Source organism: Mycobacterium conspicuum (assembly GCF_010730195.1).
Lineage (GTDB): Bacteria > Actinomycetota > Actinomycetes > Mycobacteriales > Mycobacteriaceae > Mycobacterium > Mycobacterium conspicuum.
Map to the genome: position 1 here is coordinate 5,014,244 of NZ_AP022613.1, position 15,056 is coordinate 5,029,299.

A 15,056-nucleotide genomic window follows, 5' to 3' on the forward strand; every position below is an offset into this window, starting at 1 on the left:
CTACTCCGAGTGCTCCGAATCGCTGGATTTTGACAACGCCCACCGACCAGTAAACGACGGCTCCCGCCGTTGCGCGAAAGCGGCATAGGCGGCTTGGGCGTCCGCGGTGGCGAAATTGCCGGTCTGCGCGCGGGCCTCGTTGGCCAGCGCGTCGCGCAGAGTACGGTCGGCGCCTTCGTTCAGCAGCGCCTTGCTGGCGGCCAGCGCGACGGGCGGGCCCGCGGCCAACCGGTCGGTGAGATCGTCGACGAAGGAGTCGATCTGGTCAGCCGGCACCACCCACGTCACCAGGTTCAGTGCGCGGGCTTGGGCGGCGTCGATCGTTTCGGCCAGCAGCGTCAGCCGCTTAGCCTGTTGCAGGCCAACGAGTTTCGGCAGCAGCCAGGATCCGCCGAGGTCGATCGACAGGCCCCTTTTCGAAAAGATCTGACAGAACGTGGATTCGGGCGTCGCGACCACCAAATCGCACCCCAGCGCCAGATTCCAGCCGGCGCCGACGGCGACCCCGGCGACCTTGGCGACCGTCGGAATCGGAAGTTCGTGCAACGCCAGCGCCACGTCGGTCAAGCGCTGCAGCTTGTGCCTCGGGTGAATGTCCTCGGGGACCGAGATGTCGGCGCCGGAGCAGAAGCTCCCGGCGGCGCCGGTGATCACGAGTGCACGCACGCCGCGGTCGTGACCGGCCGCGTCGAGCGCGTCGCGCAACGCGATCCACAGTTCGGGATTGATCGCGTTCTTGCGGTGCGGCCGGTTGAGGGTCAGTGTGCGCACACCGTCGCGGTCTTCGGACAGCAGCACGGGGTCCGCGTTCAAAGCGGTCAATAGCTTCTCGGCAGTTTCAGCACGTTGGCGCCCAGGAAATTCAGGATCATTTCCTGGCTGACCGGTGCGATCTTCATCAGCCGGGCCTCACGGAAGTAGCGCGTGATGTGGTACTCCTCCGCATAACCCATGCCGCCGTGGGTTTGCAATGCCCGATCGGCGGCAGCGAAGCCCGCGTCGGCGCACAAGTACTTTGCCGTATTCGCCTCGCGGCCACAGGGTTTGCCGTTGTCGTAGAGCCACGTGGCCTTGCGCAGCATCAACTCGGCGGCGTCGAGGCGCGCCAGCGAGTCGGCGAGCGGGAACTGCAGGCCCTGATTCATGCCGATGGGCCGACCGAAGACCTCGCGCTCGTTGCCGTACTTCACGGCCTTTTCCAGCGCCACCCGGCCGATGCCCAACGCCTCGGCGGCGATCAGCATCCGCTCCGGGTTCAGGCCATCGAGTATGTACTGAAAACCCTTGCCTTCCTCGCCAACTCGATCTTCGACGGGAATCTCCAGATTGTCGATGAACAACTCGTTGGAGCTCACCGCGTTGCGACCCATCTTGCGAATCGGTCTTATCTCGACGCGGCTGCGATCGAGATCGGTGAGAAACAGCGTCATCCCGTCGGTCTTCTTGGTGACCTCTTCGTAACTCTGGGTGCGGGTCAGCAGCAGGATCTTGTCGGACTCCATCGCCTTGGAGATCCACACCTTGCGGCCGTTGACGATGTAGCGGTCCCCGTCGCGCTTGGCGAACGTGGTGATGCGCGAAGTGTCAAGTCCGGCACCGGGTTCGGTGACCCCGAAGCACACATGCACCTCGCCGGTGGCGACGGAGGGCAATGTGCGGGCCTTGAGTTCGTCGGAGCCGTGCACGACCACCGGCTGCATGCCGAAGATCGACAGGTGAATCGAGCTGGCGGCGTTCATGGCGCCGCCCGACTTGGCGACCTCCTCGAGCAGGATGGTGGCCTCGGTGATCCCTAGGCCGTGGCCGCCGTACTCGGTCGGGATCGTCATGCCGAGCCAGCCGCCGTCGGCTATGGCCTTGTAGAACTCGGTCGGAAACTCGTGCGCCTGGTCCTTTTCCATCCAATACTGGTCGTCGAACTTCCGCGCCAATTCGGCGACCGACTTGCGAATCAGCTCCTGGTCGTCGGTCAGCTCGAAATTCATTCCACCGCCGGGCACAGCTCGATCTCCTTCAGTCAGTTACAGGCACCGGCGCTCAGGCTAGTCCGATGGTGCGGTCAGTCCTTATTGCCGGTAAGGGCTTTCGCGTTGGCCGCGAAGTCGGCGAAGGAGCCTCCGGCCCGGCTGTCCTTGTCGTGGCCCGCCGCCTTGATGGACACGTCGTGCCCCTCGGCGGCCTTGCGCAGCGCACCGACGGTCGCCTGTTCCCGCGAGATGTGGGTGAACGGGTCGAACGAGTACCACCGCATGGCGTTCTCGTAGGTCATCTTGTTGATTTCATCGTCGGGAACGTTGTTGATGCTCAACACATCCCAGAGCTCTTCGGGCGCGCCCGGCCACATCGAGTCGCTGTGCGGGTAGTCGGCTTCCCAGCAGATGTTGTCGATGCCGATCATGTTGCGCAGCGCCACGCCGACCTTGTCGCTGATGAAGCAAGTCAGGAAGTGGTCGCGGAACACCTCGGACGGCAACTTGCCGCCGAAGTTCTGATGCGTCCAGGTGGAGTGCATTTCGAAGGTGCGGTCGGCGCGCTCCAGAAAGTACGGGATCCACCCGGTGCCGCCCTCGGACAGGGCAATCTTGAGGTCGGGGTACTTCTTGATCGGTGCCGACCACAGCAGGTCGGCCGCGGCCTGCACGATGTTCATCGGCTGCAGCGTGATCATCACGTCCATCGGCGCATCGGGCGCGGTGATCGCCAGCCGGCCCGAGGACCCGATGTGGACGTTCATCACGGTGTTGGTGTCGCACAACGCTTCCCACAACGGATTCCAGTACTCGTTGTGGAAGCTGGGGTAGCCCATCGCCGCGGGATTCTCGGTGAAGGTGAGCGCATGCACACCCTTCTTCGACACCCGGCGCACCTCGGCGGCGCACGCCTCGGCGTCCCAGATCACCGGTATCGCCATGGGAATGAACCGGGCCGGGTACGCCCCGCACCACTCGTCGATGTGCCAGTCGTTGTAGGCCTGCACCAGTGCGATCGAGAAGTCGCTGTCCTCGGTGGCGAACAGGCGGCCGGCAAAGCCCGGGAACGACGGGAAGCAGATCGAGGCCAGGATGCCGCCGGCGTTCATGTCCTTGATGCGCTCGTCCACGTTGTAGCAACCCGGCCGGATCTCGTCGAGGCCCGTCGGCTCGATGCCGTACTCCTCCTTTGGCCGGCCGGCGACCGCGTTCAGCGCGACGTTGGGGATCACTGTGTCGCGGAACTTCCACATGTCCGAGCCGTCGGCGTTGTGCACCAGCCGGGGCGCGTCGTCGATGTACTTCTTCGCCAGGTGGTTCTTGAACATGTCCGGTGGCTCGACAGTGTGGTCGTCCACACTGATCAGCATCATGTCTTCTTTGTTCATGACCGTTTCCTCTCAGGAATCTGCTCCCGAAGCTGTCGGAAGCCGGCGTCTGCCCCGAAGCCCGCTTCCTTGAAAACTATCTTCTCGCGAAGTGAGAATCAACATTCATGAGGTCCGCCGGGCCGATACGCCGAGGTCATCGCGGAACAAATATTAGGGCTGATCGGCCCTTCGCGTGCGCGAGCGTCCCGGCGGAAATCGCGGTTCAGCGCGGCCGCCCCGGAGGCCGCGAGCCGGGCGTGACGACTGGCCGTCTGAGCGGCCGCCGAGCACGGCGCGGCGACGCAACGCCCGGCGCGGGCGCGCGATCGGGGGTCCACCAGTGCGGATCACCCCCCGTCGGCATTGACCAATTGTGCGAATCATGCAAGTCTATTGGTTAGAAATGAGAATATGATTCTCTTCAGCCGAGAGTCCCCTGAAAGGAAGAGTGGATGCGCCTGTCGCCGTTGCCTGCTGATCAGTGGGACGAGGCTACCCGGCAGGCGCTCTCGGCGATGCGGGGCGCGGATACCAACAACGCGCTCAGCACGTTCGCCCACCACCCCGCGCTGGCCAAGGCCTTTCTTCGCTTCAACGTCCACCTGTTGACGTCATCCACGCTGCCGGCGCGCATCCGCGAACTCGCCATCCTGCGCGTCGCACACCGTCGCGACTGCGCCTACGAGTGGTCTCACCACGTCCGCATGGCCAAGGACGAGGGCATCACCGATGACCAGATCGCGGCGGTCAAAAAAGGCGAAGCCGCCGATCCCTTCGATCGGGTGGTGATCACTGCGGTCGACGAACTCGAAGAGAAGTCGCAGATGTCCGACGAGACCTGGGCGGCACTCGGCGAGCGCCTCAACGACCAGCAGCGGATGGACCTCATCTTCACGGTCGGCTGTTACGCGCTGCTGGCGATGGCTTTCAACACTTTTGGCGTGGAGCTCGAAGACGCTTCAGCCCACGGCGGCCACGAATAACGTTCCAAAAGAGAGGTAAGAACATTGCCCCACTTTCCTAAACCAGCTGCTGGCAGCTGGACCGAAAACTACCCCGAGCTGGGCACGGAACCGGTCGACTACACCGACTGCATCGATCCGGCATTCTTCGAGGCCGAGCGCGAGGCGATCTTCAAAAAGCAGTGGCTCAACGTCGGGCGGGTCAATCGCCTGCCGCGCACCGGCAGCTACTTCACCAGGGAGTTGCCCTCGGTCGGCCCGGGCACGTCGGCGATCATCGTCAAGACCAAGGACGGCGCGGTCAAGGCGTTCCACAATGTCTGTCGGCACCGGGGAAACAAGTTGGTGTGGAACGACTTTCCGCATGAGGAGACCTCCGGCACCTGCCGGCAGTTCACCTGTAAGTACCACGCCTGGCGCTACAGCCTGGACGGCGAGTTGACGTTCATCCAGCAGGAGGACGAATTCTTCAACGTCGACAAGGGCAACTACGGGCTCGCACCCGTGCGCTGCGAGGTGTGGGAAGGCTTCATCTTCATCAATTTCGACGACAACGCGGCGCCGCTGGTCGACTACCTCGGACCGCTGGCCAAGAGCATCGAGGGCTACCCCTTCGGCGAGATGACCGAGACCTACTCCTACCGGGCCGAGGTGGGCAGCAACTGGAAGCTGTTCATCGACGCGTTCGTCGAGTTCTACCACGCGCCGATCCTGCACCAGGGCCAGTACACCAAGGAAGAAGCCGCAAAGATTCAGAAGTACGGCTACGAAGCGCTGCACTATGAGCTGGCCGGCCCGCACAACTTGCAGTCGACGTGGGGTGGTCAGGCACCGCCGGTGGACATGAGCATGGTCAAGCCGATGGACCAGGTGCTGCGCAGTGGACTGTTCGGTCCCTGGGACAAGCCGGAGATCATCGAGAACTTGGAGCTGCCGCCGGGTGTCAACGTCAAGCGAGTGCCGCAGTGGGGTATCGACTCGTGGCTGTTCTACCCCAACTTCATGCTGCTGATCTGGGAGCCGGGCTGGTTTTTGACCTACCACTACTGGCCCACCGCGGTGGACAAGCACATCTTCGAGTCCACGCTGTATTTCGTGCCGCCGCGCAACGCGCGCGAACGTCTGGCCCAGGAGCTGGCCGCGGTGACGTTCAAGGAGTACGCGCTGCAGGACGCCAACACCCTGGAGGCGACCCAGACCATGATCGGTACCCGGGCCGTCAAGGAGTTCCTGCTGTGCGACCAGGAAATCCTGATCCGCCATCTGCACCACACGACAGCCAACTACGTCAAGGAGCACCAGCGCAATGCCGTTACCGTCTGAATTCGAGGCTCTTCAGCCGTTTTTGGACTGGGACCTGGCCACCGAGCCCGAGCGCTACGCCAAGCGGCTGGCTTCGACGATGGCCGAGATGCAGGCGTTCTATGACGTTGCGTTCCCCCGGTTGAACGACGTGATCGCGTACTGCGACAAGTTCCCGCTCGACGACCTGCCCGACGACGCCAAGACCCTGATGCACATGATGCAATCGTTGGTGATGGTGTCGTTTCCGATCGAGGCGTGGAAGCAGCCGCGCGTCCCCGACAGCGGTGCGGCGTGGGTTGAGGTGACCCGGGAGCCGGTGATTTAGAAGGTGTTGACGCTCAAGGCTGCCGGACTGCTCGACGTCGACACCGGCGACATCGTTTCGCCCGGCATCCTGAAGATCGAGGGCGACCGCATCGCCGGTTTCGGGGGCGAACCCGAAGGCGAGCTGATCGATCTGGGCGATCAAGTCCTGCTGCCCGGCTTGATGGACATGGAGGTCAACCTCCTGATGGGCGGGCGCGGCGAAACGCCCGGGCTGTCCCAAGTTCAAGATGATCCACCGACGCGGGTCCTGCGCGCGGTCGGCAATGCCCGACGCACGCTGCGGGCGGGATTCACCACCGTGCGCAACCTGGGCCTGTTCGTCAAGACCGGCGGCTACCTGCTCGACGTCGCCCTTGGCAAGGCGATCGACGCGGGATGGATCGACGGGCCCCGAATCGTTCCGGCCGGTCACGCGATCACGCCCACCGGCGGGCACCTGGACCCGACGATGTTCGCCGCCTTCATGCCGGGCGCGCTCGAGCTCACCGTCGAAGAGGGCATCGCCAACGGAATCGACGAGATCCGCAAGGCCGTGCGATACCAGATCAAGCACGGCGCCGAACTGATCAAGGTCTGCGTTTCCGGCGGCGTGATGTCGTTGACCGGTGAGGCTGGCGCACAACACTATTCGGATGAGGAATTGCGCGCGATTGTCGACGAGGCGCACCGGCGCGGGCTGCGCGTCGCCGCGCATACGCACGGAGCCGAAGCGGTCAAGCACGCGGTCGCTTGCGGCATCGACTGCATCGAACACGGCTTCCTGATGGACGACGAGGCCATCCAGATGCTCGTCGACAACGAGCGGTTCCTGGTGACCACCCGCAGGCTCGCCGAGGCGATGGACGTGTCCCGCGCTCCGAAGGAGTTGCAGGACAAGGCCGCCGAGATGTTCCCGAAGGCGAAGACATCGATCAAGGCCGCCTACGAAGCCGGGGTGAAGATCGCGGTCGGCTCGGATGCGCCGGCGATACCGCACGGCCGCAACGCCGACGAGCTTGTCACCCTGGTCGACTGGGGCATGCCGCCGTTGGCGGTGCTGCGCGCGGCCACGGTTGTCGCCGCCGAGCTGATCAACTCGACCGACCGGGGCCGGCTGGCACCGGGCTTGCTTGCCGATATCATCGCGGTGCCGGGAAACCCGTTGGACGACATCACCGTTACGCAGAACGTCGGCTTCGTCATGAAAGGCGGCAAGGTATATGCCAACAAGAACTGAGGACCTGGTCGAGATCCAGCAACTTCTCGCTCGCTACGCGGTCACCATCACCCAAGAAGACATCGAGGGCCTCATCGGAGTCTTCACGCCCGACGGGACCTACAGCGCCTTCGGTTCCACCTACAACCTGGACCGGTTTCCCGAGCTGGTGGCCGCGGCACCAAAGGGCTTGTTCCTCACCGGGACCGCTCTGATCGGCGACATCGACGGGGATTCGGCGAGCGGCACCCAGCCGTTGTGCTTCATCGACGGTTCCACCCACGACATGCGCATCGGCTATTACCGCGACACCTACCTGCGCACCGCCGATGGCTGGCGGCTGAAGACCCGGGCCATGACGTTCATCCGTCGCAGCGGCGTGCACGACTCCGGACGCCCACACGCCATCGGTCGCCCGCAGCCCTGAGAGCCAAGCCGTGAATGTCGAGGAGTTCCGCAGCGGTCTGCGCGCGTGGCTCGACGAGCACGACCTGACGCCCGGACCCGACCACTCGCTGCAGGGCCATATGCAGCAATTCGCTCGGGTTAGCCGGGCCCTGTACGACGCCGACTGGATGCGCTACGGCTGGCCCGTCGAGGTCGGCGGCTTGGGGGGTCCGGCGCTGCTGCGCGCGATCGTCGGCGAAGAAGTGGTCGGCCGGCGACTTGCCGAGCCCGGGCCGTACTCGATGCTCGAGGTACTCACACCCACGATGATCGATTACGCCCCACCCGAACTCGCCGCCGAAATGGTGCCGCGACTGCTGCGCGGCGAGGAGCAATGGTGCCAAGGCTTTTCCGAGCCCGGCTCCGGTAGCGACCTGGCATCGTTGACGACCCGGGCGGTCCAGGACGGCGACAACTGGATCGTCAACGGGCAGAAGGTCTGGACCAGCTACGCGCAGTTCTCCACGCGCTGCGTGCTGCTCACCCGCACCGCGCCCGGTCAGCCAAACCATGAAGGCATCACCGCGTTCTTCGTCGACCTGGACAGCCCGGGCATCACGATTCGCCCGCTGCGCACCATGCACGGCGTCGACGAATTCTGCGAGGTCTACTACGACGACGTGGTCATCCCGGCCAGCCGCATGCTCGGCAAGCCGGGCGACGGCTGGCGACTCGCGATGGACCTGCTGCCCTATGAGCGCTCCAGCTGCTTTTGGCAGCGGATCGCCTACCTCTATGCGCGATTCGACGAACTGATCAAGGAAACCGCCGACATTCCGGCGTTCGACGGCCACGACGAATACGAGCTGGGCGAGGCCTATCTCGGCCTGCACACGCTGCGCTGCCGTTCGCGGATCACCCAGCACCGGTTGCGCGACGGCGCCCGGCTCGGCCCCGACACCTCAGTCGACAAGGTTTTGCTGGCCGGTGCCGAGCAACGGCTCTACGACACCGTCCGCGACCTACTGCCCGGAACCCTCGAACTCCAGGACGTACCCTGGCGCTCCGAGTACCTCTATTCCCGCGCGGCGACCATCTACGGCGGGACGGCCGAGATTCAGCGCAACATCATCGCCCGTCGGCTGCTCGACCTCGGGAAGGAGTGAGTCTTGCCAGAAACACCAGATCCCGAGTCACTGCACATGCTGGCCGACTCGCTGCGCACCACGATGAGCGCGGCTTCGGGGGCCAAGCTCGACGCGGCGCTATCCGAGCTCGGCTGGCTGGATATGCTCGACGAAATCCCTGATGTGGCAATTCCTTTGGTATTTCGACTGCTCGGAGAAACCGGTGCGCACGCGCCGGTGCTGAACGACGTCGTGCTGCGCGCTGGCGGGCGCCCGCCCGGCTTGACGACGCCACTGCCGTTCACGGCCGGGTCCTGGGTGACCTGGGAGCGCGGTGACGGACCGACATCGGCGATCGACGGCGAGCTGCCGATACACCCTGTGCGCGAAGGAGATCCGCTGTCGCCGGCCGCGCTGGCCGCCGGTCGACAAGCCTTGGGGTGGTGGCTGGTTGGTGCGAGCCGGGCCATGCTCGCGCTGGCCCGCCAACACGCCCTGGACCGTGTTCAATTCGGCCGTCACATCGGCTCGTTTCAGGCGATCCGACATCGGTTGGCCGAAACACTCGTCGCCATCGAAGGCGCCGAAGCAACGTTGGAGGCCGCCGACACCGAGGCGGACGAGCTGGCCAGCCTGCTGGCCAAGGCCGCGGCCGGCCAGGCGGCACTGACCGCCGCGCGGCACTGCCAGCAGGTGCTGGGCGGAATCGGATTCACCGCCGAACACCAGCTGCACCGACACATCAAACGATCGTTGATCCTGGACGGATTGCTCGGCAGCGCACGAGAGTTGATCGCCGAGGCTGGAGTGACATTGCGGGCCAAGGGCTATGCGCCACGCCTGGCGCAACTCTGACGCGCTAACACGCGCTGGCACACACACATCACGGCGTCCCGTTCGCGACGGACTAGCATCGAAACACATGAGCAGACCGGATCCTCGTCGGCAGACCCCGGACACACCGCAAAACCAGTTCGGCGTCGCCTCGGTGCTCCTGGGCCTGGTCGCACTCATGACCTGTTGGTTGATGATCGGGGTTCCCTTCGGCATCGCGGCGGTCATTACCGGGGATATCGGCCGGGGACGGGTCAAACGCGGCCAAGCGGACAATCCCCGGACCGCGATCGCCGGGATGGTGCTAGGTGCGGTGGCCATCGCGGCAGGGCTGGCGGCCATCGGATACTGGGCCTGGAAAGACACCCAGTAGACGTCTGCCGCCAAATCCCATCGCGTGCTACAGGTTTCGCGGCAGCCCAAGTACTCGTTCGGCGATGATGTTGCGCTGGATCTCCGAGGTCCCGCCGGCGATGGTCGCCGCGAAGGTGCGCACGTACCGGTCGAACCAGCTGCTGTAGTGACTGTCCAGGTTCAGCGGTGCGTATGGGGCGGTCACCGCATGTAGCACGAGGCCCTCGGGGCCTTTTGCACTCAGCGCATCCTCGCAGGCGCGCTGCATTGCTTCGGAGCCAAGCAGTTTGAGCACCGACTGCGCCGGCACGTCCTCCTCACCGCGAGCGGCCTTGGCCAAGGTCGCGGAGCCCAGCAGTTGCATCGCGTGACGATCCATCACCAGGGTTTCGTAGTGGTCGCGCTGCACTGCGCCCGACGGGGTGAATTCGACTGTCAGCGCGTGCAACATGTCGGCATAGTCCATCCACAACATGGCGCGTTCATGGCCCAACGACCCGGTCGCCACCCGCCATCCGGCGTTCAACTCGCCCACCAGGTTTTCGACCGGCACCCGCGCGTCGGTGAAAAACACTTCGTTGAAGTCCACGTCGTCGTGGTCCGACACCGACGCGAACGGCCGGCGCACCACCCCTGGGGTGTCGGTCGGGATGAGTAATGCGCTGATTCCCTTGTGCTTTGGCGCGTCGGGGTCCGTGCGTACGAACGTCAAAAGCACGTCCGCGTGGTGGGCGCCGGACGTCCACACCTTCTGCCCGTTGACCACGAAGTGGTCGCCGTCAAGTACCGCCCGCGTTTTCAGCGATGCCAGGTCCGATCCCGCGCCCGGTTCGCTCATGCCGAGCGATGCGGTTATCTCGGCCCGCAGGATCGGCACGGCCCAGCGCTGCTTTTGGGCCGGGGTTCCAAACGACAGCAACGAGGCGGCGATGATCCCCACGCCCTGCGGATTGAAGCTCTGATACATCCGCCGCCGGGCCAGCTCTTCGGCGTACACGTATTGCTGCAACAACGTTGCGTTACGCCCACCGAACTCTGGCGGATTGCCGGGCAACAGCCAGCCGCTATCGAATAGCAGTCGTTGCCAGCGCCTGGCCCACTCCGGGATGTGCGAACTCGACTGCGGCCGCTCCAACGTCTCAGCTGAGCCGGTTACGAAGGCGGGCAGGTGCGCGTCCAAGAACGCCACAAACTCGGTCCGGAACGCCTCGACCTCGGCGTCAAAGGTCAGCTGCACAGCTAGTCTCCAGGGTTCTCCGGTCAGTTCCGGCTGGAACCATCGGCAGATAACGAATTTCGAGGTTCTCTAGCGTTCTCTGAACGGCGCGTTCTACTCTTGCGATTTCGCTTCCATACCAACGTGTAAGAGAATAGTATTCTCGTCGTTAGAAAGTTACAATCTCCAACACGTCGTCCGTGAGGGGGTTCACCGCAACGATGGCACGGCGTTCTCCGGTAGAGTCCAATCATGTTCTCCAACCGCGGCAATCCCCTGAGCCCCCGGTGACCAGCGCCAGCGAGGAGCCAGCCTGGAAGCAACGTGCGGTCGAGCGGTCCATCAAGACCGCGAAACTGCGGGCGGCGCAGCGCGTTCAGCGCTTTCTCGATGCCGCGCAGGCCATCATCATCGAAAAGGGCAGCACGGACTTCACCGTCCAGGAGGTCGTGGACCGCTCCCGTCAGTCACTGCGGAGCTTCTACCTGCAATTTGACGGCAAGCATGAGTTGCTGCTGGCGCTGTTCGAAGACGCCCTGAGCCGCTCCGCCGACCAAATTCGCGCCGCCACCGAAAGCCAATCCGACCCGCTGCAGCGGCTCAAGGTCGCCGTGGAGCTGCTTTATGAGTCGTCACGTCCGGACCCGACCGCCAAACGGCCGCTCTTCACCGACTTCGCGCCACGTTTGCTGGTCACGCACCCAGCCGAGGTCAAGGTCGCCCATGCGCCCCTGCTGGCGTTGCTGACCGAGCTCATGGAAGCGGCCAGCGACGCCGGTGAGTTGCGCGCGGGCGTCAACGCCAAGCGGATGGCCGCGATGACGATGCAGACGGTCATGTTCATCGCGCAGTCCAGCGGTGGCCCCGACGACGCCACCGTCCATCCCATCACCGCTGATGAGGTGTGGGATTTCTGCTCACGCGGATTCATCGGCACGCCCGCCTGAGACCGCCGCCCGCCGCGCCGAGCAACTATCGCACCGCGTTTGCCTGTGAGAATCAGATTCTCTAATATCCAGAATGACAATCCCCGGCACGACGCGGTTCCGGCGAGGAGGCGATAATCGGTGACAGTCAGCGCGGCAAACGATGTCTACTTCGACCCCTATGACGTTGACCTGATCGCCGACCCCTACCCGATGTTTCGGCGGCTGCGCGAAAAAGCGCCGCTGTACTACAACGAGCAGCACGACTTTTATGCGCTGAGCCGGTTCGCCGACGTCGATGACGCGCTGGTCGACTATCAGACCTTCAGCTCCGCCAGGGGCGCGATCCTGGAAATCATCAAGGCCAATATCGACATCCCGCCCGGGACGGTCATTTTCGAGGATCCGCCAATCCACGACATCCACCGCAAGTTGTTGTCCCGGATGTTCACCCCACGCAAGGTCAACGCGCTCGAGCCCAAGATCCGCGAATTCTGTTCGCGCAGTTTGGATCCGCTGATCGGCGCCGGCGGTTTCGACTTCGTCGCCGACCTCGGCGCGCAGATGCCGATGCGGGTGATCGGCATGCTGCTGGGCGTCCCCGAGGAAGATCAGGAAGCCGCACGCGATTTCGCGAACGCTCAGCTGCGCACCGAGGCCGGTAAGCCGATGAAGGCCTCGATGGATAACGTCGGAAGCCCAGACTTCTTCGGCCAGTACATCGACTGGCGCGCCGAGCATCCCTCCGACGACATCATGACCGAGCTGCTCAACGTCGAGTTCGAGGACGAAACCGGCACCGTGCGCAGGCTGACCCGTGATGAGCTGCTGACCTATGTCGGCGTGGTGTCCGGCGCCGGCAATGAGACCACGACGCGGCTGATCGGATGGGCCGGCAAGGTCCTGGCCGAGCATCCGGACCAGCGGCGCGCGCTGGTCGAGGACCCGTCGTTGATTCCGGCGGCCGTCGAGGAGTTGCTGCGCTTCGAGCCGCCGGCGCCGCATGTTTCGCGCTACGTCACCCGCGACATCGAGTACTACGGACAGCGGGTGCCCGAGGGCAGCGTCATGATGATGCTGATCGGTGCCGCGAATCGCGATCACCGCCAATTCCCGCCGGACGGCGACGTTTTCGATATCCGGCGCGAGGTACGTCAACATCTGACGTTCAGTGTCGGCACCCATTACTGTCTCGGTTCGGCGCTGGCGCGCCTGGAGGGCCGGATCGCGCTCGAGGAGATCCTGAAGCGCTTCCCCGAGTGGGACGTCAACCTTGCCGAGGCCAAGCTTTCCCCCACGTCCACCGTGCGGGGTTGGGAGACCATGCCGGCCATCGTCGGCTGAGATAACCGAGGAACCCAAGGAAATGAGGTAAACCATGGCTGGTCGCGTCGAAGGCAAAGTTGCTTTCATCACCGGGGCGGCGCACGGTCAGGGGCGCAGCCACGCCGTGCGTTTGGCCCAGGAAGGCGCCGACATTATCGCGATCGACGTCTGCAAACGGGTGGTGGAGACCTCCCCCATCCCGCCGGCGACGCCGGAGGAGCTCGCCGAGACCGCCGACCTGGTCAAGGGCCTCAACCGGCGGATCTACACCGCCGAGGTCGACGTGCGCGACTACGACGCGATGAAGGCCGCGGTGGACGCCGGCGTTGAGGAACTGGGGCGGCTGGACATCATCGTGGCCAACGCCGGCATCGGCAACGGCGGCGACACCCTGGACCAGTGCAGCGAGCACGACTGGCAGGAAATGATCGACGTCAACTTGTCCGGCGTGTGGAAGACCGTGAAAGCCGGTGTGCCACACCTCATTAAGGGCGGCAACGGCGGTTCGATCATCCTGACCAGCTCCGTCGGCGGGCTGAAGGCCTACCCGCATTGCGGCAACTATGTCGCCGCCAAGCACGGCGTGGTGGGCCTGATGCGTTCCTTCGCTGTCGAGCTGGGGCAGCACAACATTCGGGTCAACTCCGTGCATCCCACCCACGTCAGCACCGGGATGATCATGAACGAAGGCACCTGGAAGCTGTTCCGGCCGGACCTGGAGAACCCCGGCCCCGAGGACATGGCCCCAATCTGCCAGATGTTCCACACGCTGCCCGTGCCGTGGGTCGACGCCGAGGACATCAGCAACGCCGTGTTGTTCTTCGCCTCCGACGAAGCACGCTATGTCACCGGCGTCACCCTGCCCGTCGATGCGGGTAGCTGCCTGAAATAGGGTTCCGTCCTATGGACGGATTTCAAAACCGAGGCGCGGTCGTCACCGGCGGTGCGAGTGGTATCGGGCTGGCCACCGCCACCGAGTTTGCTCGCCGCGGCGCCAGACTCGTCCTCGCCGACGTCGACAAACCGGGTTTGGAGCAGGCCGTCGCGCGGCTCAATGCCGACGGATTCGAGGCACATGGCGTGTCGTGCGATGTGCGACATCTCGACGAGGTGACTCATCTCGCGGACGAGGCGTTCCGGGTGCTCGGACAGGTCGACGTGGTCTTCAGCAACGCCGGCATCGTCGTCGCGGGTCCGCTCGCGGAGATGACGCACGACGACTGGCGCTGGGTCATCGACATCGACCTGTGGGGCTCGATCCATGCCGTCGAGGCATTTTTGCCCAGGCTGCTCGAGCAGGGCACGGGCGGGCACATCGCCTTTACGGCGTCCTTCGCCGGCCTGGTGCCCAACGCCGGCCTCGGAACGTACTGCGTTGCCAAATATGGCGTCGTCGGCTTGGCCGAGACGCTGGCCCGGGAGGTCAAGGACAACGGCATCGGGGTATCGGTGCTCTGCCCGATGGTGGTCGAGACCAAGTTGGTTTCCAATTCCGAGCGGATCCGCGGCGCGGACTACGGGTTGTCCGCCACGCCCGACTTAGCTGCCCCCGGTGGGCTCCCCGCGCAGGACGACACCCTCAATGTCGACGACGTCGCCCGTCTGACGGCCGACGCGATTGAAGCCAACCGGCTGTACGTGCTGCCGCACGAGGCAGCCCGTGCCTCGATCCGGCGCAGGTTCGAACGCATCGAGAGCGCGTTCGAAGCGCAGGCCGCGGCGGGCTGGCGCCACTAACCGAATCGACGAGTGTGCGC

General features: G+C 64.5%; 16 protein-coding genes. 12 read left to right on the forward strand and 4 right to left on the reverse strand.

All coding sequences use genetic code 11. The features are described 5' to 3' along the window. From G6N66_RS22920 to G6N66_RS22930, 3 genes are all read right to left on the reverse strand, one after another. Positions 1-813 (reverse strand): enoyl-CoA hydratase/isomerase family protein, encoded by an 813-nt coding sequence (locus G6N66_RS22920; RefSeq protein WP_085234605.1) that lies wholly within the window; start codon positions 811-813, stop codon positions 1-3. A gap of 5 nt (positions 814-818) precedes the next feature. Then, positions 819-1,985 (reverse strand): acyl-CoA dehydrogenase family protein, encoded by a 1,167-nt coding sequence (locus G6N66_RS22925; RefSeq protein ID WP_085234606.1) that lies wholly within the window; start codon positions 1,983-1,985, stop codon positions 819-821. Positions 1,986-2,059: 74 nt separating this feature from the next. Beyond that, entirely contained in the window at positions 2,060-3,358 is a 1,299-nt protein-coding gene (locus G6N66_RS22930) for an amidohydrolase family protein (protein ID WP_085234607.1), read from the reverse strand. Between the two features lie 434 nt (positions 3,359-3,792). On the opposite strand from G6N66_RS22930, the gene G6N66_RS22935 reads away from it, so the two are divergent. From G6N66_RS22935 to G6N66_RS22970, 8 genes are all read left to right on the forward strand, one after another. After that, on the forward strand, positions 3,793-4,323 hold the full coding sequence (locus G6N66_RS22935) for a carboxymuconolactone decarboxylase family protein (RefSeq protein WP_085234608.1): 531 nt from the start codon (positions 3,793-3,795) through the stop codon (positions 4,321-4,323). A gap of 24 nt (positions 4,324-4,347) precedes the next feature. Beyond that, positions 4,348-5,625 (forward strand): aromatic ring-hydroxylating oxygenase subunit alpha, encoded by a 1,278-nt coding sequence (locus G6N66_RS22940; RefSeq protein WP_085234609.1) that lies wholly within the window; start codon positions 4,348-4,350, stop codon positions 5,623-5,625. After that, entirely contained in the window at positions 5,609-5,932 is a 324-nt protein-coding gene (locus G6N66_RS22945; protein ID WP_085234610.1) for a hypothetical protein, read from the forward strand. The genes G6N66_RS22940 and G6N66_RS22945 overlap by 17 nt, the downstream gene beginning before the upstream one ends. A 3-nt stretch (positions 5,933-5,935) precedes the next feature. Beyond that, a complete protein-coding gene (locus tag G6N66_RS22950) occupies positions 5,936-7,150 on the forward strand; it encodes a metal-dependent hydrolase family protein (RefSeq protein WP_085234611.1) in 1,215 nt (404 codons plus the stop codon). After that, positions 7,134-7,556 (forward strand): nuclear transport factor 2 family protein, encoded by a 423-nt coding sequence (locus tag G6N66_RS22955; RefSeq protein ID WP_085234612.1) that lies wholly within the window; start codon positions 7,134-7,136, stop codon positions 7,554-7,556. Before G6N66_RS22950 ends, G6N66_RS22955 begins: the two co-directional genes overlap by 17 nt. A gap of 10 nt (positions 7,557-7,566) precedes the next feature. Continuing rightward, a complete protein-coding gene (locus G6N66_RS22960) occupies positions 7,567-8,682 on the forward strand; it encodes an acyl-CoA dehydrogenase family protein (RefSeq protein ID WP_085234613.1) in 1,116 nt (371 codons plus the stop codon). 36 nt (positions 8,683-8,718) lie between these two features. Further along, complete coding sequence (locus G6N66_RS22965) at positions 8,719-9,498, forward strand: acyl-CoA dehydrogenase family protein (RefSeq protein WP_085234614.1); 780 nt, start codon at positions 8,719-8,721, stop codon at positions 9,496-9,498. A gap of 67 nt (positions 9,499-9,565) precedes the next feature. Then, complete coding sequence (locus G6N66_RS22970; RefSeq protein WP_085234615.1) at positions 9,566-9,850, forward strand: DUF4190 domain-containing protein; 285 nt, start codon at positions 9,566-9,568, stop codon at positions 9,848-9,850. 27 nt (positions 9,851-9,877) lie between these two features. Here G6N66_RS22970 and G6N66_RS22975 read toward each other — a convergent pair whose 3' ends face one another. Continuing rightward, positions 9,878-11,068 carry an acyl-CoA dehydrogenase family protein gene (locus tag G6N66_RS22975; RefSeq protein ID WP_085234616.1) on the reverse strand — a complete coding sequence of 397 codons (1,191 nt, stop codon included), beginning with the start codon at positions 11,066-11,068 and terminating at the stop codon, positions 9,878-9,880. 266 nt (positions 11,069-11,334) lie between these two features. On the opposite strand from G6N66_RS22975, the gene G6N66_RS22980 reads away from it, so the two are divergent. From G6N66_RS22980 to G6N66_RS22995, 4 genes are all read left to right on the forward strand, one after another. After that, positions 11,335-11,994 carry a TetR/AcrR family transcriptional regulator gene (locus G6N66_RS22980; RefSeq protein ID WP_085234617.1) on the forward strand — a complete coding sequence of 220 codons (660 nt, stop codon included), beginning with the start codon at positions 11,335-11,337 and terminating at the stop codon, positions 11,992-11,994. Between the two features lie 120 nt (positions 11,995-12,114). Then, complete coding sequence (locus G6N66_RS22985) at positions 12,115-13,317, forward strand: cytochrome P450 (RefSeq protein ID WP_085234618.1); 1,203 nt, start codon at positions 12,115-12,117, stop codon at positions 13,315-13,317. Between the two features lie 34 nt (positions 13,318-13,351). Continuing rightward, positions 13,352-14,191, forward strand: a complete 840-nt coding sequence (locus G6N66_RS22990) for a mycofactocin-coupled SDR family oxidoreductase (protein WP_085234619.1) — start codon at positions 13,352-13,354, stop codon at positions 14,189-14,191. Positions 14,192-14,202: 11 nt separating this feature from the next. Next, positions 14,203-15,036: an SDR family NAD(P)-dependent oxidoreductase gene (locus tag G6N66_RS22995; RefSeq protein WP_085234620.1), complete on the forward strand. Its 834-nt coding sequence runs from the start codon at positions 14,203-14,205 to the stop codon at positions 15,034-15,036. The last annotated feature ends 20 nt before the right edge of the window (positions 15,037-15,056 follow it).